The organism is Qipengyuania sp. 902, from assembly GCF_051195295.1.
Lineage (GTDB): Bacteria > Pseudomonadota > Alphaproteobacteria > Sphingomonadales > Sphingomonadaceae > Qipengyuania.
In genome coordinates this window covers 369947-392932 of record NZ_JBNJLJ010000001.1, presented here as the reverse complement: position 1 = coordinate 392932, position 22986 = coordinate 369947, and the positions used below count along the sequence as shown (strand labels likewise).

Annotated in this window: 23 protein-coding genes and 1 tRNA gene; 18 read left to right on the top strand and 6 right to left on the bottom strand. The window is 64.0% G+C overall.

Annotation, left to right across the window (positions count from 1 at the left end; translation table 11 throughout):
- The first annotated feature begins 61 nt into the window (after positions 1-61).
- Both ACSH0F_RS01880 and ACSH0F_RS01875 read left to right on the top strand, forming a co-directional pair.
- Positions 62-2842 (top strand): phosphoenolpyruvate carboxylase, encoded by a 2781-nt coding sequence (locus tag ACSH0F_RS01880; protein WP_435199362.1) that lies wholly within the window; start codon positions 62-64, stop codon positions 2840-2842.
- A 59-nt stretch (positions 2843-2901) separates the two neighbouring features.
- Positions 2902-4239, top strand: a complete 1338-nt coding sequence (locus ACSH0F_RS01875; protein WP_435199360.1) for a patatin-like phospholipase family protein — start codon at positions 2902-2904, stop codon at positions 4237-4239.
- 32 nt (positions 4240-4271) lie between these two features.
- Here the strand turns inward: ACSH0F_RS01875 and ACSH0F_RS01870 are convergent.
- Both ACSH0F_RS01870 and ACSH0F_RS01865 read right to left on the bottom strand, forming a co-directional pair.
- Positions 4272-4359 (bottom strand) — tRNA-Leu (locus tag ACSH0F_RS01870).
- A gap of 112 nt (positions 4360-4471) precedes the next feature.
- Positions 4472-5353, bottom strand: a complete 882-nt coding sequence (locus ACSH0F_RS01865; RefSeq protein WP_435199358.1) for an MJ0042-type zinc finger domain-containing protein — start codon at positions 5351-5353, stop codon at positions 4472-4474.
- Positions 5354-5509: 156 nt separating this feature from the next.
- Here ACSH0F_RS01865 and ftsE point away from each other — a divergent pair, with 156 nt between their 5' ends.
- Genes ftsE through ACSH0F_RS01845 form a run of 4 tightly spaced genes read left to right on the top strand, consistent with a single transcriptional unit; the run spans position 5510 to position 8379 of the window.
- On the top strand, positions 5510-6235 hold the full coding sequence (gene ftsE / locus ACSH0F_RS01860; protein WP_435199356.1) for a cell division ATP-binding protein FtsE: 726 nt from the start codon (positions 5510-5512) through the stop codon (positions 6233-6235).
- Positions 6232-7164: a cell division protein FtsX gene (locus ACSH0F_RS01855; RefSeq protein ID WP_435199354.1), complete on the top strand. Its 933-nt coding sequence runs from the start codon at positions 6232-6234 to the stop codon at positions 7162-7164. The genes ftsE and ACSH0F_RS01855 overlap by 4 nt, the downstream gene beginning before the upstream one ends.
- Positions 7161-7691: a YdcF family protein gene (locus ACSH0F_RS01850; RefSeq protein WP_435199352.1), complete on the top strand. Its 531-nt coding sequence runs from the start codon at positions 7161-7163 to the stop codon at positions 7689-7691. Before ACSH0F_RS01855 ends, ACSH0F_RS01850 begins: the two co-directional genes overlap by 4 nt.
- Positions 7692-7698: 7 nt before the next feature.
- Entirely contained in the window at positions 7699-8379 is a 681-nt protein-coding gene (locus tag ACSH0F_RS01845; protein WP_435199350.1) for a lysophospholipid acyltransferase family protein, read from the top strand.
- A gap of 7 nt (positions 8380-8386) precedes the next feature.
- Here ACSH0F_RS01845 and ACSH0F_RS01840 read toward each other — a convergent pair whose 3' ends face one another.
- Positions 8387-9172 (bottom strand): enoyl-CoA hydratase-related protein, encoded by a 786-nt coding sequence (locus tag ACSH0F_RS01840; protein ID WP_435199348.1) that lies wholly within the window; start codon positions 9170-9172, stop codon positions 8387-8389.
- Between the two features lie 118 nt (positions 9173-9290).
- Here ACSH0F_RS01840 and ACSH0F_RS01835 point away from each other — a divergent pair, with 118 nt between their 5' ends.
- The 6 genes from ACSH0F_RS01835 to ACSH0F_RS01810 all read left to right on the top strand — a co-directional run bounded on the left by ACSH0F_RS01835 (position 9291) and on the right by ACSH0F_RS01810 (position 15522).
- On the top strand, positions 9291-10379 hold the full coding sequence (locus ACSH0F_RS01835; protein WP_435199346.1) for a CaiB/BaiF CoA transferase family protein: 1089 nt from the start codon (positions 9291-9293) through the stop codon (positions 10377-10379).
- A gap of 27 nt (positions 10380-10406) precedes the next feature.
- Complete coding sequence (locus tag ACSH0F_RS01830) at positions 10407-11825, top strand: aldehyde dehydrogenase family protein (protein ID WP_435199344.1); 1419 nt, start codon at positions 10407-10409, stop codon at positions 11823-11825.
- The gene (locus ACSH0F_RS01825; RefSeq protein ID WP_435199342.1) at positions 11825-12277 is read left to right on the top strand and encodes a MaoC family dehydratase; all 453 of its coding nucleotides are present in this window, start codon (positions 11825-11827) and stop codon (positions 12275-12277) included. Before ACSH0F_RS01830 ends, ACSH0F_RS01825 begins: the two co-directional genes overlap by 1 nt.
- 52 nt (positions 12278-12329) lie before the next feature.
- A complete protein-coding gene (locus ACSH0F_RS01820) occupies positions 12330-12986 on the top strand; it encodes an exopolysaccharide biosynthesis protein (protein ID WP_435199340.1) in 657 nt (218 codons plus the stop codon).
- An 80-nt stretch (positions 12987-13066) separates the two neighbouring features.
- A complete protein-coding gene (ftsH, locus tag ACSH0F_RS01815) occupies positions 13067-15025 on the top strand; it encodes an ATP-dependent zinc metalloprotease FtsH (protein ID WP_435199338.1) in 1959 nt (652 codons plus the stop codon).
- Positions 15026-15240: 215 nt separating this feature from the next.
- On the top strand, positions 15241-15522 hold the full coding sequence (locus ACSH0F_RS01810) for a hypothetical protein (RefSeq protein WP_435199336.1): 282 nt from the start codon (positions 15241-15243) through the stop codon (positions 15520-15522).
- Here ACSH0F_RS01810 and ACSH0F_RS01805 read toward each other — a convergent pair.
- Positions 15519-16598 carry a DUF3667 domain-containing protein gene (locus tag ACSH0F_RS01805; protein ID WP_435199334.1) on the bottom strand — a complete coding sequence of 360 codons (1080 nt, stop codon included), beginning with the start codon at positions 16596-16598 and terminating at the stop codon, positions 15519-15521. The two genes, ACSH0F_RS01810 and ACSH0F_RS01805, sit on opposite strands and share 4 nt — an antisense overlap.
- A 110-nt stretch (positions 16599-16708) precedes the next feature.
- On the opposite strand from ACSH0F_RS01805, the gene ACSH0F_RS01800 reads away from it, so the two are divergent.
- Complete coding sequence (locus ACSH0F_RS01800) at positions 16709-16942, top strand: DUF3072 domain-containing protein (RefSeq protein WP_435199332.1); 234 nt, start codon at positions 16709-16711, stop codon at positions 16940-16942.
- A 61-nt stretch (positions 16943-17003) separates the two neighbouring features.
- On the opposite strand, the gene rpoZ is transcribed toward ACSH0F_RS01800, so the two are convergent.
- The gene (gene rpoZ / locus ACSH0F_RS01795; RefSeq protein WP_278329290.1) at positions 17004-17348 is read right to left on the bottom strand and encodes a DNA-directed RNA polymerase subunit omega; all 345 of its coding nucleotides are present in this window, start codon (positions 17346-17348) and stop codon (positions 17004-17006) included.
- A 112-nt stretch (positions 17349-17460) separates the two neighbouring features.
- Between rpoZ and ACSH0F_RS01790 the strand changes: the two genes are divergently transcribed.
- Positions 17461-18651: a phospholipase D-like domain-containing protein gene (locus ACSH0F_RS01790; RefSeq protein ID WP_435199329.1), complete on the top strand. Its 1191-nt coding sequence runs from the start codon at positions 17461-17463 to the stop codon at positions 18649-18651.
- Between the two features lie 3 nt (positions 18652-18654).
- On the opposite strand, the gene ACSH0F_RS01785 is transcribed toward ACSH0F_RS01790, so the two are convergent.
- The gene (locus ACSH0F_RS01785) at positions 18655-20175 is read right to left on the bottom strand and encodes a replicative DNA helicase (RefSeq protein ID WP_435199327.1); all 1521 of its coding nucleotides are present in this window, start codon (positions 20173-20175) and stop codon (positions 18655-18657) included.
- Positions 20176-20303: 128 nt separating this feature from the next.
- Here ACSH0F_RS01785 and ACSH0F_RS01780 point away from each other — a divergent pair, with 128 nt between their 5' ends.
- The 4 genes from ACSH0F_RS01780 to ACSH0F_RS01765 are packed head-to-tail and all read left to right on the top strand — an operon-like array spanning position 20304 to position 22968.
- Positions 20304-20807, top strand: coding sequence for a UPF0262 family protein (locus ACSH0F_RS01780; protein ID WP_435199325.1), 504 nt, complete (start codon positions 20304-20306; stop codon positions 20805-20807).
- 4 nt (positions 20808-20811) lie between these two features.
- On the top strand, positions 20812-21537 hold the full coding sequence (locus ACSH0F_RS01775; protein ID WP_435199323.1) for a glycoside hydrolase family 25 protein: 726 nt from the start codon (positions 20812-20814) through the stop codon (positions 21535-21537).
- A 10-nt stretch (positions 21538-21547) separates the two neighbouring features.
- On the top strand, positions 21548-21952 hold the full coding sequence (locus tag ACSH0F_RS01770; RefSeq protein ID WP_435199321.1) for a cytidine deaminase: 405 nt from the start codon (positions 21548-21550) through the stop codon (positions 21950-21952).
- Positions 21949-22968 (top strand): S66 peptidase family protein, encoded by a 1020-nt coding sequence (locus ACSH0F_RS01765; protein WP_435199319.1) that lies wholly within the window; start codon positions 21949-21951, stop codon positions 22966-22968. The genes ACSH0F_RS01770 and ACSH0F_RS01765 overlap by 4 nt, the downstream gene beginning before the upstream one ends.
- Positions 22969-22986: the final 18 nt, after the last annotated feature.

Here is a 22986-nt window from a genome sequence, read left to right as displayed (position 1 = left end):
CTTGACTTGCGCGGCGCATTCCCGCCGAACGGATCGCGATTTTATGCCGGAGGACACCCGAATGCCCGACCAGACGCTTGCCATCACGCTTGCTGGCCTCAGCGAGAGATTGCAGGAGCTTCATCGGCAGACGGCGCTGACCCCGCTGTTCAATCCCGTGTTCCAGCTGTCGCTCGACCTGTCGCGGCGGCTCGAGCGGGACGAGATCGGCATTGCGGACCTCTCCAAGCTGATCGAGGAACTGGAAGCCAAGTCGCTCGATGCGCGGGCCGAGCGGCTCCGCTGCCTCGTTGTGCCGGAAGAGGCCGAACAGCGGCTCGATCGCCAGACCTGGGCGGATGGCGAGTTCGACGCGTTCCGCAATTTCTGGGAGCACCCGCACATGCATGCGGTGTTCACCGCGCATCCGACCTTCCTGCTCACACCGGATCAGTCCGCTGCGGTGGCGCAGGCGGCCTCGCACGGGGGCGGAATTGCGCCCGGCAAGAGCGGGGAGCGGCCCGAGATCACGCTGCGTTACGAACACGAGAGGGCGATGTCCGCCATCGCCAACGCGCAGGATGCGCGCGACCGCATCGTGAGCGAAGCGCTGGATACCGCGCATGAAAAATGGCCGAGCCGCTGGTTCGATTTCACCCCCCTGCCGTTTCGCTTTGCGACCTGGGTTGGCTACGACATGGATGGCCGGACCGATATCAAGTGGTATACCTCGATCGCTTTCCGCCTTGCAGAGAAAGCGCAGCGGCTGGGGCGCTATGCTGCGCAACTGGAAGCGATCGACGACGACCACGAATTGCTCGGGACGCTGCGGGCCGCGGCGACGCGGACGCAGGCGAGCGCGGACGAGTTCGCCGGAGACCTTTCGGACGCGGGCGACCTGTCGGCAGCGGCCAACCGGCTGACCGAGGACGACGAAGGCAAACTGCTGTCCCTGCGCCAGACCATCGCGCAGCTCGAAGGCGAGGCGGCATCCTCCACCGCGGAAAAAGCCATCGCCCTGCGGACCCTCACTGCGGCGATGCGCGCCGACGGGCTCGGCATGGGGTGGATTCACTTCCGCGTGAACGCCAAGCAGCTGCACAATGCGATCCGCACGCGGCTGGGCGACGCGGCGGACATCGACCTCGGCAGTCGCGGAGCGCTTGCCGCTTTGCGCGAACTGATCGCCAACGTGAAACCTGCCAGCGCCAACTTTGCCAGCCTCGCGGTCGAAAGCTCGACTGCCGTGCGGCAATTCCTCGCGATGACACAGATCCTCAAGCACATCGACGCCGATGCGCCGATCCGCATGCTGGTGGCCGAATGCGAACAGCCCGCGACCGTGCTCGCCGCGCTCTATTTCGCCAAGCTGTTCGGGATCGAGGACAAGGTCGACGTCTCGCCGCTGTTCGAGACCGAGACCGCGCTTGAACACGGCGGCCGTTTCCTCGACGCGCTGCTGGCCGAGGACGAATATCGCACATACGCCAAGCGCCGCGGTCGGATCGCCATCCAGACCGGATTCTCGGATGCTGGGCGCTTTGTCGGGCAGATCCCGGCCAGCCTTGCGATCGAGCGCCTGCAAGGCCGCCTGGCGCAGGCGATGGAGAATAACGGGCTGGCCGATGTCGCCGCGCTGATCTTCGATACGCATGGCGAGGGGATGGGCCGCGGCGCGCACCCCTCCAGTTTCGAGGACCGGATCGAATGGCCGCTGTCGTCCTGGTCGCAGCGCCGGTTCGCGCGCGCGGGTATCCGGTTGGAGCCGGAGGCAAGCTTCCAGGGCGGCGATGGCTATCTGTTCTTCGCCACGCCCGAGTTGGCCCTCGCGACGCTGACCAAGATCGTCGAGCACACGCCAGCGCACACCGATGCTGAAGTGCCGACCGATCCCTTCTATCGGCGCACCGACCTCAGCCTCGATTTCTATCGCGCGATCAAGGAACATCAGCGCGACCATCTGGAAAGCCGCACCTACAGCCGCGCCGTGACAGCCTTCGGCCTCGGCCTGCTGAACAAGACCGGCAGCCGCGTATCGCGCCGCCAGTCGGACCTTTCCGCCGATCGCGAGATGAGCTTGCGGCAGATCCGAGCGATCCCGCATAATTCGATCCTCCAGCAACTCGGCTATCCGGTGAATATCATCGCCGGGATCGGCAGCGCGGCGGAAGGCAATATCGAGGATATCGCCACGTTGCTCAACGAAAGCGAGCGCGGGCGGCAGATCATGCGGCTGGTCCGCGCCTCCAATTCGCTCGCCAGCATCAAGACCGTGGCTGCCTATGGCGAGCTGTTCAATTCGGCGTACTGGGCGAGCCGGCCTTACCGCGGGACCGAAGATCACCTTGGCGAGGCCTGCGAGGCGCTGGCGGAATATCTCATTTCGGACGATCGCAACGGTGTGTTCCGTCGCCTCGCCTCGCGCCTGCGTGTCGACGCGCTCAAGCTCCACCGCCTGTTCGAACTCGTGCGCAACGAGGAGCCGCATCCGGATCGCGAGAATGTGCGCCGGATCATCGGTGTGCTCCAGGCCGTGCGCCTCGCACTGCTCCAGCATATGTTCCTGAAGGCGGTCTCGGTCCCTGCCTTCAGCCGGGCGAACGACATCAGCCGGACCGACGTGCTGGAAATGGTCTTCTCCCTCCGCATCGACGATGCGCTGGCGCAACTGCGCCGCGCCTATCCGGTCAGCTTCCCGCGTAAGGATGATTTCAACATGGACGAGGCGGGTGAGTATCCCCGCGGACAGGGCGAAGGCTATGCCGACATCCGCGAACGCTATATCAACCCGATCGACGATGCCTATGCGCTTTGCCTGCGCATTTCGACCTGCATCGCCAATGAGTTCGGCGCGCACGGCTGATTGATTCGCCAGCGGTTTGGCCTATCCTGCCCGAAATCCATCGGGTGGGGGACCGGATTGTGATCGATATTCTTATCTGCATTGGCGCAGTAACGCTGGGCCTCGCCCTTATTCTTGCGATTGCGTTCAAGATCGTGCGGCGGGGCGCGCTGACTTTCGAGATCGACGGTTTCTACACCCATGTGATGGACGGGGATCCCGGCCCGATCATCCGCGATGTCCAGCGCGACGCGACTGCCGTGCTGGAATGCAAGCTCGACGATCCGATGAGCTGTTCCATCAAGGAAGCGGTGGAATGCCATGTCGAGGCCGAGGCGCCGGAGTGCAACGTGCTTTTGCTCTCGGGCGGCGGCCAGTGGGGCGCTTTCGGCGCGGGGTTGTTCAAGCGATTGAGCGAACAGAGCGGGGCGAAGGAACTGGGCCTCGAAGGGATCGGCGTGATCACCGGTATCTCGACCGGTTCGCTGCAGGCGCTAATGATGATGGTGGCGCTCGATCCCAAGCAGACGCCCGTAATGCGTCGTCATGCGATCGACCGGCTGGTCTGGGGCTATTCGCCCGAGAAGGAGAGCGAGGTCGTGCGCCATACGGGCCTCGCGCTGGTGCCGTTCTTCGGCTCGGCCGCAGGCACCGCGCCACTGCGCAAGCGGATCATCGAAGCGCTGTGCCCCGATGGCGACTGCAGACTGGTTGAAGCGATCGGGAACTCCAGCATCGCAGGCTACGCTGGCTTCGTCGAAGCCGACGACGGCAGCTTCCGCTACGCCGATTTGCGCGAACTGGTGAACAAGGCGCCGAGCCTGGAGAAAGCGGCGGAGGCGCTGGCGGCAGCCACCATGGCATCGTCGGCCATGCCGGTCTTCCACCAGCAACTGCGGGTGGCCGGATCGGACGGCAAGGCAGTGTCGCTATACGACGGCGGGGTGCGGCGGTCGGTCTTCTTCGACCGGACCATGGCGATCGTCGATCGGCAAGTGCGCAAGGAGATGGCGTCGCATGGAGTGACCAAGGCCTCCACTACGTCGCAGGAAAACTTTGCCGAGGAATATCGCAAGACCGCGCCCAAGGTTTACGTCGTTCGTAACGGGCCGACGGTGCGCAAGCCTGCGCCCGAGCTTAATCGCAAGTCCGGTCCGCTCAAGAATGGCCAGCGCGGGTACGACCTGCTCGTCAACGAAAGCGAGATCGGCGCGATCGCTGCGCTGCGCCTTGGCAATCCCTATGGCGAGATCCTGCTGACCACGGCCGACATGTACGATACCTTCCCGAGCACTGTCGGCGAGAACTTCAAGGACGACGAGATGTTCAAGCCCGCCTTCATGGCGCGGCTGCGCGACCTCGGCCGGTTCAAGGCTGATCGCAAGGACGGCCCCTGGTGGGCGCTCAGCACGCTCTGAAGGTAAGGATCGGGTATGCGGACAAAGACTGTTGGTGCGGTCGAGAAGACTCGAACTTCCACGGGTTATTCACCCACAACGACCTCAACGTTGCGCGTCTACCAGTTCCGCCACGACCGCACACAGTCTGCATCGGGAGCGCGTGAATCGCACGCCGTCCCGCCGGTAGGAGCGCGCCATTAGCAGCGCCGCCACGCCCTCGCAAGCATGTTTGTGAGGTGGTTCGGCCCGCTCAGCGCGGGGCCCAACCGATATCCGCGAAGACGGCCGATTTCGGCACGTCGGTCACGGCCTCGTTGATCGTCATTTCCTCGCCCGGAGCCAGCGTCGGCTGTGGCGGGTTGACGACCCAGCTGTAAACCTGCCGCTCCCGCTGGTCGAGCAGCACGATCAGGATCGGCGGGACGTTGCGGCTTTCGCGCGCAGTGTTGCTCACCACGATCTTCGCGCCGAAGAATTCCGTGCCGTTGGGCAGTGTGCGCCGCTCCTGCTCCTCGACCGGAAAGGACAGTTCGAGATCGGGCTGCGCCTGGCCGAACAGCGGCTTCGACACCGGCACCCAGTCCGGCAGGCCGACGTAATTCACCGTGAGGATCGTTCCTACCGCCAGCAAGGCGAAGACCGCCGCGGCGATCGTCCACATCTTGGTGATGTTGCGGCGCGGGCGGAACGGCGGGGCATGGTCGAAGCTGGACGCGCTGTCGTCCGTATCTTGGGGTTCGGGCGCGGGCGGCAAATCGTCCTGCACCTCACCATAGGGTGGTTCAGCCTCGTCGAAATCCGGCCCGTCGCGCTGTTCCTTTGCTGCAGGGGCGGCACCGCCATAGCTGACGTCCGAGGCGGCGGTGGCTGGTGCGTCCGCATTCGTGGTGGCCGGCTGGGGGACAGGCGCGGGCTCGGGGGCCGGTCTCGGAGCCGGAGCCGGAGTTGGCGTGGCGGCAGCAGGGGGAGGCGGCGCAGGCACCGCAGCGGCCGCTGCGATCTGCTCTGCGTCGGGTCCGTCCTGGTACCAGCTGTGCTTGCATTTCGCGCAGCGCACCGTCCGGCCTTCGATCCCGATGGCGCTATCGGGCACCACATATCGGGTCGAACAGGCGGGACAGGCGATGATCATGGTGAATGCCTGCTTAGGGCGGCAGGCGAATCACGACAAGCGAGAGGCCTGTTCGCAACCCCGCAGGGCGGCTTTTTTCCACATCGATGCGCGGTTATAGGCCTTGGCGACCATGAAAGGCGCCATCAAACCTCTCTCGATCCGGGCCGAACGCGCATGAGCGCCCCGGAAAGCGAGATCGTGCAGTTCGACAATGTCGGCCTGCGCTACGGCACCGATCGCGAAATTCTCTCGAACATTTCCTTCACCCTGTTTCCGGGGCGATTCTATTTTCTCACCGGGGCGAGCGGGGCGGGCAAGACCTCGCTGCTCAAGCTGCTTTATCTCGCGCAGCGCCCGTCGCGCGGGGCGATCCGCATGTTCGGTACCGACGTGATTACCCTGCCGCGCGAGCGGCTGCCAGCCTATCGCAGGCGAATGGGCGTGGTATTCCAGGATTTCCGGCTGGTCGATCACCTGAGCGCTTTCGACAATATTGCGCTGCCGCTGCGCGTGTCGGGCGTGCGCGAAGCCGATCTGCAGGGGCCGGTCACCGACATGCTCGAGTGGGTCGGGCTGGGCCACCGCGCCGAAGCGCGTCCGGCGACGCTGTCTGGCGGCGAGCAACAGCGAGTCGCAATTGCCCGCGCCGTTATCGGACGCCCGGACATGCTTGTGGCCGATGAGCCGACCGGCAACGTCGATCCGGAAATGGCCCTCAAGCTGATCCGCCTCTTCGAAGCGCTCAATCGCCTGGGCACGACGGTGGTGGTCGCAACGCACGACGTCCACCTCATTCGCAAAGTGCCGGATTCGCTCATTATGCGGCTCGACAAGGGCACGCTCGCCGACCCGACGGGTGCCTTGCGCTATCCGCCCCGACGGGTCGAGGCTGGGCGATGAAGCGCCCCCCAGTCGTCACGCGCGCAGTCGAGCGCGGACTCTCGCCCTTCCGCGGGAAGCGGGCGGCACATCTTCTGCCGCGCGCCCGGTTGGGTGGGCCGATGCCCTGGGTCATCGCGATCATGGTCGCCATCACGGTCCTCGCGACGGCTGGCGGGCTGGCGCTCTCCAATCTCGTGGCGCGCGCGAGCGGAGATCTCGCCAGTAGCGCGACGGTGCAGATCGTCGACCCCGATCCCCGCACGCGTAGCGCGCAAGCGGAGGCCGCGCGCGATCTCCTTGCTTCAGATCCGGTCGTCGTGAGTGTCGCTGTTCTCCCCGAAGATGAGGTAGAGGCCTTGCTCGAACCTTGGCTTGGTGCCGGGGCCGAGGACGATGCCCTCCCGATCCCGGCTTTGATCGAGTTGCGTTTGCGCGACGGCTCGAGCGAAACGGAACTGGCCCGGCTCGCCGATCTGTTGGCAGAGGCTGCGCCCGACGCGCGGATCGATGCCCAGTCGGACTGGCTTGCGCCAGTGCTCTCCGCCCTTTCCACGCTGCGCTGGATGGCGTTCGGCCTCATCGCCCTGCTTGCCTTCACCGGCGCAGCCGCCGTCTGGCTGGCAGCCCGCAATGCGCTCGGCTCCAATCGCGACACGATCGAAATCGTCCATCTGCTCGGCGGAAGCGACGACCAGATCGCGCGTATCTTCCAGCGCTCGATCCTGCTGGATGCGCTGGTCGGCGGTTTGCTTGGCCTGTTGGCCGGATTTGCGGCCGTGCTGCTGATGGGGGCGCAGTTCGCGGTACTCGATTCTGGTCTCGTCGCGGGTGGCGGGCTTGATCGGCTCGACTGGATGCTGCTTGCGCTGGTTCCGCTTTTCGCCATCGCGATTGCCGTCTACACGGCGCGCATGACCGTCCTCTCGTCCCTCAGGAAGATGCTGTGATCCTGCGTTTCGTCGCTGCCGTAGTCCTTGTCTATGCTTTCGGATTCATTGGATTTGCGATGACGCTGCCCCAGCCGCTCGCCGGTGAGCCGACCGACGCGGTCATCGTCCCGACCGGCGGTCCCGGGCGGATCGCGCGCGGTCTCGATATCGTCGATCGGGGCCTGGCCAAGGAATTGTTCGTATCCGGCGTCGATCCCGAGGTGACGACGGAAGAGTTCGCCGCCGAATTCGACGTGTCGTCGAGAACGATGGATTGCTGCGTCACGCTGGGCCGCCTTGCGGTCGATACCCGCAGCAATGCGGGAGAGGCGGCGGAATGGCTCAAGGAGCACGACTTTTCCTCCGTCCGCCTCGTGACCACGGATTGGCATATGGCCCGTGCGGCCAATGAATTCAGCGGAGCGCTGCCGGATGGCACGGTGATCGAAAAGGATGCAGTGGTCTCTTCGCCCGAGCTTGCAACGCTGTTTCTCGAATATAACAAGCTGATTGCGGCGGCAGTCTCGCAAGGCCTACCCGTCTGACGCTGTCATGCGATACTTGCGCAATTTCGCCTTCTATCCGGCCTTCTACCTCGGTTCGCTGTTGATTACGTCTGCGTCGCTGGTCGCCCTGCCGTTCAGCGTCGACCGGTTCCGCTATTTCGTACGTATGTGGTCGAACTGGCAGCGCTGGTGCCTGACGCACCTGCTTGGCTGCGAGATCGTGATCGAAGGCAGCGGCCCGCTCGACGAGCCGGTGCTCTACGCGATCAAGCACGAGAGCTTTTTCGAGGCGATCGATGCGCCTGCGCTGTTCGACACCCCCAGCGTATTCGCGAAGGAGGAGCTATTCCGCATCCCGCTCTGGGGTCGTGCGGCCGCTGCGTTCGGGCTCGTCCCCGTGCAGCGCAATGCCGGCGCGCGGGCGCTGATGCAGATGATCCGCTCGGCCAAGGCGCTGGTGGCGGACGGGCGGCCGCTGGTCATCTTTCCCGAAGGCACCCGCGTTCCGCACGGCGAAGCCAGACCGCTTCAGTCGGGCTTTGCGGGACTTTACAAGATGCTCGGCCTGCCGGTCGTGCCGGTGGCAGTCGATAGCGGGCCGGTCTATCACCGCGGCCTGAAAAAGCCGGGCCGGATTACCTATCGCTTCGGCGAGCCGATCCCGCCGGGTCTCCCGCGCGACGAGATCGAAGTCCGCGTGCGCGAAGCGATCAACGCGCTGAACTGACCGCGGCTCAGGACCCGGTGAATGCGGCCTTGCGCTTCTGCAGGAAGGCCATACCGCCCTCCATCGCGTCCTTTGTGCCGCCGGCGATCTTCTGCGTTTCGGCTTCGGCGCGAAGCGTGCTGCCGAAGTCGGACTGTAGCCCGTTGCGCAGCGTCTGCTTCATCAGGCCGAGCGCCACGGTCGGCCCATTGGCTAATCTTTCGACCAGGGCATTGGCCTCGTCCATCAGCGCATCGTCCTCGACGCATTTGTAGATCAGGCCGATCCGCTCGGCCTCCTCGCCGTGGATTTTCTCGCCCAGCATCATCATCCGCGTTGCCTGTGCCGTGCCGACGAGGCGCGGGAGCATCCAGCTCGATCCGCCATCCGGCACCAAGCCGATATTGACGAAGGCCTGCAGGAAATAGCCGCTCTTGCCGGCCAGCACGAAATCGGCCGCCAGCGCGATCGAGCAGCCGACACCGGCGGCAGGCCCCTGCACGGCCGAAACCACCGGCACCGGCAGGCTGGCAAGCGTCTGCACCATCGGATTGTAGTGCTGGGTCAGCGAGCGGAATGCGCCTTCGCCACCGGTGATCGAACGTTCGCCGCGCGCAGAGAGGTCGGCACCCGAACAAAAAGCGCGACCTTCGCCGGTCAGCAGGACGGCGCGCGCATCGTCCAGATTGCGGATCGCGTCGAAAATCTCGTCTGCCATTTCGGGCGGGCAGGCGTTGAGGCGTTCCGGTCGGTTGAGCGTGACCTTGAGGACATTGCCGGTCTTTTCGGTTTTGATCGTCTGGTAATCGCTCATTGGTCGGCCTCTCTCGTCTCGTTCGTTGCGGTTTCGCGGTCTGCGCAATCGCGTTCGTAATTGCAACCCATCGCGCAGCTTGGCATGCAGGTTGCAAAGCGAGAGGAGAAATACGCATATGACCGATACCGCTAGCCACGGCCCGCTCACCGGCCTCAAGGTCGTCGAATTCCAGGGAATCGGGCCAGGCCCGCATGTCGCCATGCTACTCGCCGACATGGGGGCCGAGGTCGTGCGAATCGAGCGGCAGGGCTACCAGCCGATGAACCCAGTGGTCGAACGCGCGCGGCACCGCGTCGCCGTTGATCTCAAGAGCGAGGATGGTAAGCAGTTCTGCCGCGATGCGCTGGGGAAGGCCGACGTGCTGATCGAAGGATTCCGGCCCGGTGTGATGGAGCGGCTCGGCCTCGGTCCCGATGCGCTGCTCGAAGCCAATCCGCGCCTCGTCTATGGCCGCATGACCGGCTGGGGGCAGGATGGGCCGCTGGCGCAGGCGGCCGGGCACGACCTCAACTATATCGCTATCACCGGCGCGCTCGACGCGATCGGCAAGAAGGGCGATTTGCCCATCCCGCCGCAGAACCTGGTCGGCGACTTCGGCGGCGGGTCCATGTATTGTGCGCTCGGCATCCTCGCCGCGCTCCACGAACGGGAGCGTAGCGGGAAGGGGCAGGTGGTCGATGCAGCGATCGTCGATGGCGTGACCAGCCTGATGAGCTTCTTCTTCGGCCAGCCGCCCAGTTCGATCCGCACCACCGAACGCGGCACCGGCCTGCTCGGCGGCGCGGCGCATTTCTATCGCTGCTACGAATGTGCGGACGGCAAGGAAATCAGCGTCGGCGCGATCGAACCGCAGTTCTATGCCGAATTGCTCCAGCGCGCCGATGCGCCGGAAAAGCTGCGCGACGGACAGATGAACCCGTCAAATTGGGACGATTACACGCAAGACCTAGCCGCCATGTTCAAGACGAAAACGCAGGCCGAATGGGTCGAGCTGCTCGAAGGTACCGATGCTTGCTTCGCCCCGGTCGTGCCGATGGACGAGGCGCGCGAGCATCCGCACATGAAGGCGCGCAATGCCTATGTCGAACACGGCGGGCGCTGGCATACCGCACCCGCACCGCGTTTCGACCGGACGCCGAACACCATCCGCGATGCGGCGCAGGACGGTGAAGAGGTGGTGGCGCGCTGGCGCGAAGGGGGCTAGTGGCTGCGCGCATAGAGGAGATACCCCATGCGCGACTGCACCAAGTTCTACATCGACGGCCAATGGGTCGATCCGGTCACGGAAAACACCCAGCCGGTCGAGAACCCGGCGACCGAAGACACAATCGGCCACATCAGCTTCGGCACCAAGGCCGATGTCGACAAGGCCGTCGCCGCGGCACGCCGTGCATTCGAGAGCTTCTCGCAGACGAGCAAGGAAGAGCGGCTCACGCTGCTGCGCGCGATCCAGGCCGAGATCGATACCCGCAAGGAAGAGCTCGCCACCGCGGTCAGCGACGAGATGGGCGCGCCGATGAGCCTCGCCAATGGCCCGCATGTCGGCCTGCTCGCCGGGCACTGCGCGAAGGCCATCGAAGTGCTTGAGGGGTTTTCGTTCGAGCGGCAGGATGGTCCGACGCTGCATGTATGGGAGCCGGTCGGCGTGGTCGGCATGATCACCCCGTGGAACTGGCCGCTGAACCAGATCGCCTGCAAGGTTTTCCCCGCGCTGGCGACCGGCAATACCATGGTGCTGAAGCCGAGCGAGATCGCGCCTTTCAACGCCTATATCTTTGCCGAGATCATGGATGCGGCCGGCGTTCCGGCAGGCGTGTTCAACCTCGTCAACGGCGACGGGCCGGGTGTGGGCGAGGCGATCAGCGGTCATCCCGATATCGACATGGTCAGCTTCACCGGATCGACCCGTGCGGGCGTGCTGATCGCCAAGAACGCCGCCGACACGGTCAAGCGCGTGGCGCAGGAACTGGGCGGGAAAAGCCCCAATATCGTGCTCGACGACAGCGCTTTCGCCAAATCGGTCGCAAAGGGGACCGTCGGCATGATGGGCAATTCGGGCCAGACCTGCACCGCGCCGAGCCGCATGCTGGTGCCGCATGCGCGCATGGAAGAGGCCAAGGCGGCCGCCAAGGAAGCCGCCGAGGGCGTGATGCCCGGCGATCCCAAGGGCAATGCCGCCATCGGTCCGGTGGTCAGCCGCACGCAGTGGGACAAGATTCAGGGCCTGATCGAAAAGGGTATCGAGGAAGGCGCGACGCTGGTCGCAGGCGGCCCCGGCAAGCCCGAGGGGCTGGAGACCGGCCACTACGTCAAGCCCACTGTCTTCGCCGATGTCGACAACAACATGACCATCGCCCGCGAGGAAATCTTCGGGCCGGTCCTGACCATCATCGGTTACGAGGACTACGACGATGCGATCCGCATCGCCAACGACACCGAATACGGCCTCGCCAGCGCAATCACCGGCGAGGATATCGAACAGGCCCGCAGTCTCGCCAAGCGCATCCGCGCAGGCCGGGTTGCGATCAATGGCGGCTACGACATGAATGCGGCCTTCGGCGGCTACAAGAAGTCGGGGAACGGCCGCGAATGGGGCGAGTGGGGCTTCCACGACTTCCTCGAAGTGAAAGCCGTGATGGGGCATAGCTGATGGCGGGCCGGCATTTCGACGAATGGCAGGTGGGTGACCGGATCGAGCACGAGATTCGGCGCACCGTCACCGAAACGGACAATCTGCTCTTCACCACCATGACGCACAATCCGCAGCCGCTGCATCTCGATGCCGAGGCGGCGAAGGCAAGCGAGTTCGGCCAGATCCTCGTCAACGGCACCTTCACCTTCTCGCTGATGGTGGGACTCTCCGTCGGAGACACCACGCTCGGCACGCTGGTCGCCAATCTCGGTTACGACAAGCTGGTGATGCCCAAGCCCGTGTTCATCGGCGATACCCTGCATGCGACGAGCGAGGTGATCGGCCTGCGCGAAAGCAAGTCGCGGCCCGGATCGGGCATCGTCACTTTCGTGCACGAGGCGATCAACCAGCGCGGCGAAACCGTCTGCCGGTGCGAGCGTTCGGCCTTGTTGAAGTCCGCAGCTACCTGACAGCGAACAACTTTTTCGCTTCTTGCGTGTTATGGGCGCTGAGGAGAGCAGGATGAGCAAGGAGGAGCCCGAGGGCGTCGAGGAAGTTCTCGGACAGCTCGACGACCTGACGACGAAGTCGGGCAAGGTCTGTATCAGCGACGTGCTCGACGATTTTGGCGGGCGCAGCTTCGGCCCGTTCATCATGCTGTCGGCGCTGCTCGAGCTAACTCCGGTGGGCGGTATTCCCGGCGTTCCGACCTTCCTGGCCGCCCTGATCGCGCTCGTGGCCCTGCAGCTCCTCATCGGAAAGGAGCACATATGGATGCCCGGCTTTCTCCAGAACCGGGCGGTCGAAAGCAAGAAACTGCACAAGGGCATCGCCAAGCTGCGTGGCATCGCGCACTGGCTCGACGAACACAGCCACGGGCGGCTGAAACCGATGACGCAGGGCGTGTGGGTCAAGATCGCCGCGCTTGTGGTGATCTTGCTGTGCATGACCGTCCCGCCGCTCGAAGTCCTTCCGTTTGCCAGTAGCGGACCCATGCTGGCGATTGCCGCGATCGGCCTGGCGCTGACAGTGCGCGACGGCGTCGTCATGCTGATCGCCTTGGCGCTCGGCATCGCGGCGATCGGAGGGGGCACCTATTACTACTACGCCTCCGACGAGGAAGAGAGCAGCGGCGAGACGGCGATGACTTCCAATGTGATCGAGCATCTCTCTGCCTGAGAGCGAAAATATCGCGGGCGCAGTCAACTTGCCATTCACCGCAGCGATCCTACATTACCGGCGATGAAAGGATTCCGCGCATGAGCGACCAGAACACTCCGCCCGAGCCCGAGGGTAATGGCCCGAACCCGTGGGTGAAAAGCCTGATGGTGTGGGGCGGTATCTTCCTTGCCCTGCTGATGGTGGTGTCCGCCTTCGGTGGCGGGGGCCAGGGCAGCGGCGCGCAGATCCTTTATTCCGACTTCCGCAGCAAGGTGGCCGAAGGATCGGTCGCCTCGGTGCAGATCTCGGACACCCAGATTACCGGTGAGATGAAAAACGGCGAAGCGTTCACGACCATGCGCGTCCCCGACGATGGATCGCTGACCGAATTGCTTAACGAGAACGGAGTGCAATATACGGGCAAGGAAGCCGATAGCGGCAATATCCTGCTCTATGCGCTGATCCAGATCCTGCCCTTCATCCTGATCCTCGGCATCGCGGTGTTTGCGCTGCGCCAGGTTCAGAAAGGTGGCGGTGCTGGCGGCGCGATGGGCTTCGGCAAGTCCAAGGCCAAGCTGCTGACCGAACGCCAGGGCAAGGTGACCTTCGACGACGTTGCCGGTATCGACGAGGCGCGGGAGGAACTGGAAGAAATCGTCGAGTTCCTGAAAGACCCCAGCCGCTTCTCCAAACTGGGCGGCCAGATTCCCAAGGGTGCGCTGCTGGTCGGCTCGCCCGGGACCGGCAAGACGCTGCTCGCCCGCGCCATTGCAGGCGAGGCAGGCGTGCCTTTCTTCACGATTTCGGGTTCTGACTTCGTGGAGATGTTCGTCGGCGTCGGCGCGAGCCGTGTGCGCGACATGTTCGAGCAGGCAAAGAAGAATGCGCCCTGCATCCTCTTCATCGACGAGATCGACGCCGTCGGTCGTAGCCGTGGCCATGGCCTCGGCAACTCGAACGACGAGCGCGAGCAGACGCTGAACCAGCTGCTGGTCGAGATGGACGGGTTCGAGGCCAACGAGGGCATTATCATCATCGCGGCGACCAACCGCCCCGATGTGCTCGATCCCGCTCTGCTGCGCCCGGGCCGCTTTGACCGCCAGGTCGTGGTGCCGGTGCCGGACATCGACGGGCGCGAGAAGATTCTTGCCGTCCACATGAAGAAACTGCCGCTGGCTCCCGACGTGAACCCGCGCACGATCGCGCGGGGCACTCCGGGGTTCTCGGGCGCAGATCTTGCGAACCTCTGCAACGAAGCTGCGCTGTTGGCCGCGCGCCGCAACAAGCGGCTCGTCGCCATGCAGGAATTCGAGGACGCGAAGGACAAGGTCATGATGGGCGCGGAACGTCGCTCCATGGTCATGACCGAGGACGAAAAGAAGATGACCGCCTATCACGAGGCCGGCCATGCGCTGGTTTCGCTGAACGAGCCGGCATCGGACCCGATCCACAAGGCAACCATCATTCCGCGCGGACGCGCACTGGGCATGGTCATGCGCCTGCCGGAACGGGACAGCTACTCCTATCACCGCGACAAGATGCATGCGAACCTCGCCGTCGCCATGGGCGGCCGCGTGGCGGAAGAGATCATCTTCGGCCACGACAAGGTTTCGAGCGGCGCGTCGGGCGACATCCAGTACGCCACCGACCTTGCCAAGAACATGGTCACCAAATGGGGTATGTCCGACAAGCTCGGCCCGCTGCAGTACGAGCAGAGCCAGGAAGGCTATCTCGGCATGGGCCAGACCGCGCGGACGATGTCGGGCGCCGAAACCAATAAGCTGATCGACGAAGAGATCAAGCGGCTGGTGGAAGAGGGCTTGAAGCGCGCGACCGACATCCTGACCGAGCAGGAAGATAAACTCCACCTGCTCGCCCAGGCGATGCTCGAATACGAAACGCTGACCGGCAAAGAGATCGATCAGCTGATGAAGGACGGCAAGCTCAACCGTCCGGACGAGCCGAAGGGGCCGATTTCGGTCAAGCCGTCTGCCGGGGCTGCAGTCCCGAAAGCCGGCAAGAAGTTCGGCGGCGGGGCTGCGCCGCAGCCGGGCTGATCCGCCGACAGATTGCCAGGCGTTTTTGGCATTCAGCAAACATCATAGAAGGCTCCGTTCCTGATCCAGGGACGGAGCCTTTTTCCATGCACACTTGCTTTGTGAAGGGCCGCGCTGATCCGCGAATATCCCTGCCGATCCCGGCCTCCCCGGAAACGCGAAAGGCAATTCGCGCGTTATAGGGCCAGAACACCAGGATTTATGAGGAAATCGCCATGAACCGTCTCGCCATAGCCAGCCTTGCCGCCGTCGCTCTCACGGGCGTCACTGCCTGCTCCGAGCAAACCCAGCAGGATGCCGCGCGTACGGCCGATCTCGCCGAGGACGATGCGCAGGCAAACCTCGAAGTTGCCGGGGAAGCGATCGAGGAAGGGGCGATCGAAGCCTCCGACGCGGTGAGCGAGGGAGCGGCAAACTTGCACGACAATTTGGAAGCTGGCGACACCGAGGAACCCGGACCCGCCCCGATTACCGGCGGCGAACCGGCGCGGGACTAGAACGCTCCCAGCAGAAGAAGCAGTTGCAGGAAAAGAACGGCGACGATGTTGATGAACACCATGAGCACCGTCAGTCGCCAGATCGCCGATCTGCGGCGCAAGTCGTAGGCTCCGCGCAATTGCTTGTAGATATGTATCGGAGGAACGAAGGCGATCATCGTGCCGTAAAGCCATTCGGGCGCGCCGATCTTCACCAGCACCGAAATCACGATGAACAGCAGCGACATGAAGGCGATCGAATAGGTCACGAAGATTGCGTGGTCGTATGCTCCGAAGCGTCGCTTCCAGAAGAAGAGCAGCCACACGAAGGGCACCGATAGCGGGATCAGAAGCCAGCTGAATTTGTAGCTGTTGGCCTGCAGCTTGTAGAGCATGAGGCCGGGGTTGCTGCGCCATTTTTTCACGATCCCCTGATCGATCAGATCGATACCGGTCAGGTTGATCGACTGGCTTTGCCGGTTTCCCTCCTTGTCGCGGAAAGCATAGTTCTCGCCGGCATCAATGGCTTCGATGGCCGTGGCCAAACCGTCGATCTGGTCGTCGATCTCGGCAAGGCGCTCGGGATTGCTGTCGCCGAGTGCACCGCGTTCCTGCTCGAGGGCGGCTTTCGCCTCGACCGCCTTGGCCCGCGCGGAAAAGCCTGCCTGATCGATATCGCTCGGCGCGGTCAGGCCGACGACCTGGAATACGGCGAACATCAGGAAGATAGAGAACAGGAACAGGGCCATCGGGCTGACGAAGCGCTTGCGTTCGCCTTCGATATAGCGCCGGGTGAGTTCGCCGGGCTTGAACGCCAGCATCGGCAAGGTCTTCCACGTTTTGCCTTCGAAATGATGCGCACCGTGCAGCAGATCGTGCATGAATGCGCCGAGCGTGCGGTGCAGATGCGCTTTTTGCCCGCAGGAGTGGCAGTGACTGCCAATCAGCTCGGTGCCGCAATTGAGGCAGGCACCTTCCGTGAAATGCCCGTCCTCCAGCTCGCGGTGTTCGGGCTGGGCCTGGCTGCTCTTGCCGACCGCTTTTGCAAACAGGCCGCCCTCTACGGCCGTGCCGAATGCGTCACCGATTTCGCTCATGCCCACCTCCGGCACCCGTCATAAGAAACCGCGGGCCGCAGGTCATCCCTCAACTTCAACAGGAACATTTTGGGAACATCGCTGTTGGTTCGGCAAAGGAGAATTCCATCATGACTGCAACGAAGCCAGCCGAACGTCCCAAGACCGACCCCGTCTCCAATGCGGAGAAGGATCCCGACAACTGGACCACCGGCGATGAACGCATGACCGGCGCGCAAGCAAGCTATCTCAAGACCCTGTGCGAAGAAGCCGGTTGCCCTGATCGCTACGATCCCGAGTTGACCAAGGCCGACGCATCTAAGTTGATCGACGAATTGCAGGCCGAAACCGGGCGCGGGCAATAACCTCCAAACGAAAAAGGCCGCCCATGAGGCGGCCTTTTCATTCGTACACTGTATTCTGCAATCAGCCGTCGTAATCGGCACCGATCGAGGTGGAGCGGGTCGGCGCCGAAGCGGTGATGCGCAGGGCTTCGGCCGACTGGCTGAGCGAGCCGACCTCATCGATCTCGTCATCGTCGTCCGGCAGGATCTTCTGCAGATTGGTGACCGCTGCTTCCTGCAGGTCCTTCGGCTTGACCGACTGCTCGGCAATTTCGCGCAGGGCGACGACCGGGTTCTTGTCGCGATCGCGATCGATGGTCAGTTCCGCACCGCCGGAAATTTCGCGCGCGCGCTGGGCAGCCAGCAGGACGAGATCGAAACGGTTGGGGACCTTATCTACACAGTCTTCGACGGTAACGCGCGCCATGGGGCACTCCGATGCAAATCAAGTGATTCCGGGAAAGAGCGCGACATAGGTGCGGCGCGGCTTTTCGTCAAGGAATTGCGCCGCGCCGCCAGCCGTTCTAGGCCGGTAGCGCATGGGGAGCGATCAACACTACGCGCAGCAGGATGCGCAGGTTGTCTGGCAGGACGACGAGCCCTTCCATGTCGAAGCGCAGGGGCATAGCCTCACCATCTACCCCGCAGGCGAAGATCGGCTCCAAGCATTGGTAGAGATGATAAACGGCGCGCAAAGCTCGCTCAGGCTGTTCTACTACATGTTCGTCGACGACGAGATCGGCACCCGTGTTCGCGATGCGCTGGTCGAAGCGGCCCGGCGCGGGGTTTCGGTCACGTTGATCGTTGACGGCTTCGGCGAAGACGTGGCCGAAGATTTCTTCGATGGCTTCAAGGAAGTCGGCGGGCAATACGACCGCTTCATGGCCAAATGGTCGCGCCGCGCGCTGATCCGCAATCACCAGAAGATGGCGATCGTCGACGAAAAAGTCGCGATGATCGGCGGCTTCAATATCGAAAAGGCCTATTTCGAAGGCCCGGAAGCGAACGGCTGGCACGATCTGGGCGTGAAACTGGAAGGCCAGGCGGTCGAGCAGCTCCTTGCCTGGTGGGACGAGCTGGCCGACTGGGTGGCACAGCCGCGCGCGCAGTTTCGCTCCATCGTTAGCAAGGTCACCAAGTGGAGCCCGCCAAAAGGGCCAGTACGCCTGTTGATCGGCGGGCCGACCAAGGGCCTGTCCAGCTGGGCGCGCTGCGTTTCGGAGGATCTCGAGAAGGGCGACTGCCTCGACATGGTGATGGCCTATTTCTCGCCCTCGAAGAAAATGCTCCGGCGGATCGGACAGACCGCTCTGCGAGGCGAGGCGCGGCTGGTGATGGCCGCCAAATCCGACAATGGCGCGACCATCGGCGCGACCCGCTCGCTTTACCATTACCTGCTCAACAAGAACGCCAAGATCTGGGAATTCCGCCCCTGCAAGCTGCACATGAAGCTGCTGGTGATCGACGATGCGGTCTATCTCGGCAGCGCCAATTTCGACATGCGCAGCCTCTATGTGAACCTGGAACTGATGCTGCGGATAGAGGACGCGGACTTCGCCGACCGCATGCGCGACTTTATCGCGCAGCATCACACCGCGTCAAAGCAGATCACTGCTAAAGAGCACCGCAAGCATTCGACGCTGTGGAACCGCATCCGCTGGAACCTCAGCTGGTTCCTCGTCGCGGTGGTCGACTACAACGTGGCGCGCAGGCTCAATCTCGGCCTGTGACCTCTAGTCGTAATCCTCGTAATTGCGCACGTCGGGGCTACTGAACTTGGTATACTCGCTGTGGAACAGCAGCGGCACATTGCCGGTCGAGCCGTGACGTTGCTTGGCGACGATCAGCGTCGCCTTGTTGACCAGCTCCAAATGGCGAGCCTCCCATTCGGCATATTTCATGCGCACTTCCTCGGAGGAGGTTTCGTCCGGCGTGTCGGGCTTGGTGGCGTTGTGATAATATTCGGCGCGGAAAATGAACCACACCATGTCGGCATCCTGCTCGATCGAGCCGGATTCGCGCAGATCGGCGAGTTGCGGGCGCTTGTCCTCGCGCTGTTCGACCTGGCGCGATAGCTGCGACAGGGCGATCACCGGAACATGCAGCTCCTTGGCGAGCGTCTTGAGACCGCGGCTGATTTCCGAAATCTCGTTCACCCGGTTGTCGCTCGCGCGGCCCGAGCCTTGCAGTAGCTGCAGGTAATCGACCACCACAAGCCCGATATCGTGCCGGCGCTTCAGCCGACGCGCACGGGTCCGCAATGCACCGATGGTCAGTGCGGGCGTGTCGTCAATATACAGGGGAAGATCGGTCAGTTCCTGGCTGGCGAATGACAGGCGCTGGAACTCCTCGCGGCTGAGCTTGCCCGAGCGCAGCTTCTCGCTGGAAATCTCCGCCTGTTCGGCCAGGATACGTGTGGCGAGCTGGTCGGCACTCATCTCCAGGCTGAAGAAGGCCACGCCCGCGCCGGGGGAATCCGCGCGTTCGATCCCGTCGCGCTCGTCGCGCATCAGGCGTGAAGCGGCGTTGAAGGCGATATTGGTCGCGAGCGAGGTCTTGCCCATCGCCGGACGACCCGCAAGGATCACGAGGTCCGAATTGTGGAGACCGCTGGTCTTGTCGTTGATCGTGTCGAGGCCAGTGGTCTTGCCCGAGAACCTGCCGCCCGAATTCATCGCCGCCTGTACCACCTGCAATGCGCCGAACGCGGCGGTACGGAAGCTTTGCGCTTCGCTGCCGGTGCTCGCCCCTTCGGCCACGCGATAGAGATCGGCCTCGGCCTGCTCGATCTTGCGCAACGGTTCTACCTCGTCCGACGTATCGAGCGCCCCTTCGACCAGCGTGCGGCCGACGCTGACCAGTTGGCGCAGCAGTGCGAGATCGTAGATCTGGTCGGCCAGTTCGCGCGGGTGCAGCAGGCCCTGACCGTCGGCGGTAAGCTGCGCCAGATAGGTCGTGCCGCCAAGCTGCTTGAGCGCTTCGTCGCTTTCGAAATAGGGCTTAAGCGTAACCGGCGTCGCCACCGAATTGCGGTCCAGCAGCTTGAGCACCCGCTCGTAGATCCGCTGGTGCACCGGCTCGTGGAAATGATCGGGGACCAGCGGGGTGGTAAGTTCCTCGATTACCTTGTTGTCGATCAGCACCGCGCCGAGAAACGCAGCCTCCGCCTCGAGGTTGGCGGGCAGCTGCGTGCCCTTGTCCGCCTTGTCGGCAGTCGAATCGTCGGCGGGGAAGAGGAGATCGGTATCGGCCATCGGGTCCTGATGACGGGCTGGGCCCCCTGCTGGCAAGTTGCAATGCAGTCACTTGGGCTGTGGATATCGGGGACTATTCGCCAAGCCCTTGCCCCGGCCCGCATAAACCTGCGAAAGCGGGCGCAAGCATGACCGATTCCGCTTCCACCAGTTCCGATCACCGCATCGCCAAGGTCGACCTCGACGAGGAGACGATCATCTGGCGCAACGCCGATATCGAGCAGGAGAGGAAGATCGCGATCTTCGACCTGATCGAGGAAAACACCTTCAAGCCGCTGCGCGCAGCCGAGCGCGGGGCGAGCGGCCCCTACCACCTGCGGCTGGCGGTACGCGACGGGCGGCTGTTGATGACGATCGCTGATACGAAGGACGAGCTGCTCGAGGAACTGCTGCTCGGCCTGGCCCGCTTCCGCCGCCCGATCCGCGAATATTTCGCCATTTGCGACAGCTATTACCAGGCGATCCGTAAGGCCACGCCGGCCGAGATCGAGACGATCGATATGGCCCGCCGAGGGGTGCACAACCGCGCGGCCGAGCTGCTGCTGGAGCGGCTGGAAGGCAAGATCGAAACCGACTTCGCCACAGCACGGCGGCTGTTCACGCTGATCTGCGTGCTGCACATCAAGGGCTGATCGGGTGGCTCGCGGCAAGCGCAAACGCAAGGCGAAGCGGCAGGGACTGTCCGGCGGTGCCAAGGCGGCGCTGTTCCTGTTGTTCATCGTCGGCATCGGCTTCGCGTATTTGTGGTACGACCGGCGCGACTGGCGCCCGGACGAGGCGGAATGGCCGGATCAGGGGGCCATCATTGCCATCAGCGACGGGCCGGTCGCTTTCGACACGCTGAAGGGGTTGGGAGCCAGCTTCGCCTATCTCGAGGCCAGCGACGGCAGCGAGGGCCGCGATATCGCCTTTGGACAGAATTTCTCGCGGGCAAGGGCGGCAGGTCTCGAGGTCGGCGCCGCGCATCGCTTCGATCCTTGCGAGGTGGCGGACGGGCAATCGGCAAATTTCGTTACGATGGTGCCGCGCGATGCGAGCCTGTTGCCGCCGGCCATTCTGCTGGAACGCACGGCAGCGGACTGCCCGGAACGAGTCTCCGAAGCGGCGGTCCAGAGCGAGCTGATGACGCTGGTCAACCAGATCGAGGCGCATTCCGGCAAAGCCGCGATCCTCGCGCCGACCGAAGAATTCGAGGAAGCCTACGGCGTTTCGCGCCGCATCGACCGGCAATTGTGGCTCACCAGTAGCTGGTTCGAACCCGAATATGGCGCGCGGCCCTGGCTGATGTGGACAGCCAACCGCTGGTACAAGAGCGAGGCTGCGGATTCGCCGCTCCGCTGGGTCGTGGTGCGCCCCCTGTGACGAGGATGAAATGACCGACGACGACCTGATCGCAGCTGCGCGCGGCGCTGCCGAGCATTCCTATTCGCCCTATTCGCAATTCGCGGTGGGAGCGGCGCTGCGCTTTGCCAACGGCAGCGTGGTGACCGGAACCAATATCGAAAACGCCAGCTATGGCCTGGCGTTGTGCGCGGAGACGGTCGCGGTCTCGAAGGCCATGGCCGATGGGGCTCGCGGCGGGCTGGAAGCGGTCGCGGTGACCGGCCCCGGCGCCGCGCCGATTACCCCGTGCGGTCGCTGTCGCCAGGTGCTCAACGAATTGGCGCAACTGGGCGGCACCGACCCCGAGATCTTGTGCGTGGGTCCGGACAGCGTGCGTCGCGTTCGGCTGTCGCAACTGCTGCCCGACGCGTTCGGACCGGCCAGCCTGGTATGATCGACCGGCGGCAGGTGCTCGGCAGCATGGGCGGCGCGCTGCTTGCCACTGCACTGCCTGCCCCAGTGAGCGCCGCCGTCGCACGAAAAGCGCCGCGCTTGCGCGTCGGCGACACGGTCGGCCTCGTCGCGCCGGCCAGCGCGCTGACGCTGCCGTGGGAACTCGACCGGGCGCAGCACTGGATCAGGGGGATGGGTCTGGTGCCCAAGCTCGGCCAGCATGTGCGCGAGCAGAACGGGTATCTTGCCGGGACCGACGCGCAGCGGGCCGAGGACTACATGGCGATGGTCGCCGATCCGGACGTGCGCGGCATTTTTGCCGTGCGTGGCGGCTGGGGCGGGGCGCGTATCCTGCCGCTGCTCGACTGGGATGCCATACGCGCCGATCCCAAGCTGTTGATCGGCTATTCGGATACGACCGCGTTGCATCTCGCGATCGCGGCGCGGGCGGGTTTCCCGACGATCCATGGCCCCAATGCCGCCAGCCGGTGGGAGCGGGAAAGCTGGGAAAGCCTGTGGCGGCTGGCCTTCGCTGCGGACACGCCGGTGCTGGGTGGTGCCCAAGCCGAGCAGGCAAGCGGTCGGGCCGGGCGGACGATCGCCGGTGGCACGGCGAGGGGCCGCTTGCTCGGCGGAAACCTGACCATCCTCTCGACCCTGATGGGCACGCCGTGTTTGCCCAGCTTCGACGGCGCGGTGCTGTTTCTCGAAGACGTCAACGAGGACGTCTATCGCGTTGACCGGATGCTTCAGCAGCTGCGGCTGGCGGGCATACTCGGCAAGCTGTCGGGCATCGCGTTCGGCCAATGCACGAGGTGCGAACCCGAAACGCAAGAGCAGTCCGGTTTTACGCTCGACGACATTCTCGACCATCATCTCGGTGCGCTCGGCATCCCGGTCTTTACCGGCGCGAATGTCGGCCACGTCACCAACCAGCTTGCCATGCCGCATGGGGCGCAAGTCGAGCTCGATGCCGATGCGCGTACGCTCCGCCTGCTGGAGCCGGTCGTCGCCTGATCGGGCTTGCGGGGGCGC

Excerpts from the sequence above, each read along its gene's own strand:
- ACSH0F_RS01765 (WP_435199319.1), top strand. The coding sequence starts at position 21,949 with ATGATCGACCGGCGGCAGGTGCTCGGCAGCATGGGCGGCGCGCTGCTT.
- ACSH0F_RS01845 (WP_435199350.1), top strand. The coding sequence starts at position 7,699 with ATGCGATACTTGCGCAATTTCGCCTTCTATCCGGCCTTCTACCTCGGT.
- rpoZ (WP_278329290.1), bottom strand. The coding sequence starts at position 17,348 with ATGGCGCGCGTTACCGTCGAAGACTGTGTAGATAAGGTCCCCAACCGT.
- ACSH0F_RS01785 (WP_435199327.1), bottom strand. The coding sequence starts at position 20,175 with ATGGCCGATACCGATCTCCTCTTCCCCGCCGACGATTCGACTGCCGAC.
- ACSH0F_RS01865 (WP_435199358.1), bottom strand. The coding sequence starts at position 5,353 with ATGATCATCGCCTGTCCCGCCTGTTCGACCCGATATGTGGTGCCCGAT.
- ACSH0F_RS01770 (WP_435199321.1), top strand. The coding sequence starts at position 21,548 with ATGACCGACGACGACCTGATCGCAGCTGCGCGCGGCGCTGCCGAGCAT.
- ACSH0F_RS01780 (WP_435199325.1), top strand. The coding sequence starts at position 20,304 with ATGACCGATTCCGCTTCCACCAGTTCCGATCACCGCATCGCCAAGGTC.
- ACSH0F_RS01790 (WP_435199329.1), top strand. The coding sequence starts at position 17,461 with ATGGGGAGCGATCAACACTACGCGCAGCAGGATGCGCAGGTTGTCTGG.
- ACSH0F_RS01840 (WP_435199348.1), bottom strand. The coding sequence starts at position 9,172 with ATGAGCGATTACCAGACGATCAAAACCGAAAAGACCGGCAATGTCCTC.
- ACSH0F_RS01835 (WP_435199346.1), top strand. The coding sequence starts at position 9,291 with ATGACCGATACCGCTAGCCACGGCCCGCTCACCGGCCTCAAGGTCGTC.
- ftsE (WP_435199356.1), top strand. The coding sequence starts at position 5,510 with ATGAGCGCCCCGGAAAGCGAGATCGTGCAGTTCGACAATGTCGGCCTG.
- ACSH0F_RS01820 (WP_435199340.1), top strand. The coding sequence starts at position 12,330 with ATGAGCAAGGAGGAGCCCGAGGGCGTCGAGGAAGTTCTCGGACAGCTC.
- ACSH0F_RS01830 (WP_435199344.1), top strand. The coding sequence starts at position 10,407 with ATGCGCGACTGCACCAAGTTCTACATCGACGGCCAATGGGTCGATCCG.
- ACSH0F_RS01810 (WP_435199336.1), top strand. The coding sequence starts at position 15,241 with ATGAACCGTCTCGCCATAGCCAGCCTTGCCGCCGTCGCTCTCACGGGC.
- ACSH0F_RS01805 (WP_435199334.1), bottom strand. The coding sequence starts at position 16,598 with ATGAGCGAAATCGGTGACGCATTCGGCACGGCCGTAGAGGGCGGCCTG.
- ACSH0F_RS01880 (WP_435199362.1), top strand. The coding sequence starts at position 62 with ATGCCCGACCAGACGCTTGCCATCACGCTTGCTGGCCTCAGCGAGAGA.
- ACSH0F_RS01855 (WP_435199354.1), top strand. The coding sequence starts at position 6,232 with ATGAAGCGCCCCCCAGTCGTCACGCGCGCAGTCGAGCGCGGACTCTCG.
- ACSH0F_RS01825 (WP_435199342.1), top strand. The coding sequence starts at position 11,825 with ATGGCGGGCCGGCATTTCGACGAATGGCAGGTGGGTGACCGGATCGAG.
- ACSH0F_RS01800 (WP_435199332.1), top strand. The coding sequence starts at position 16,709 with ATGACTGCAACGAAGCCAGCCGAACGTCCCAAGACCGACCCCGTCTCC.
- ftsH (WP_435199338.1), top strand. The coding sequence starts at position 13,067 with ATGAGCGACCAGAACACTCCGCCCGAGCCCGAGGGTAATGGCCCGAAC.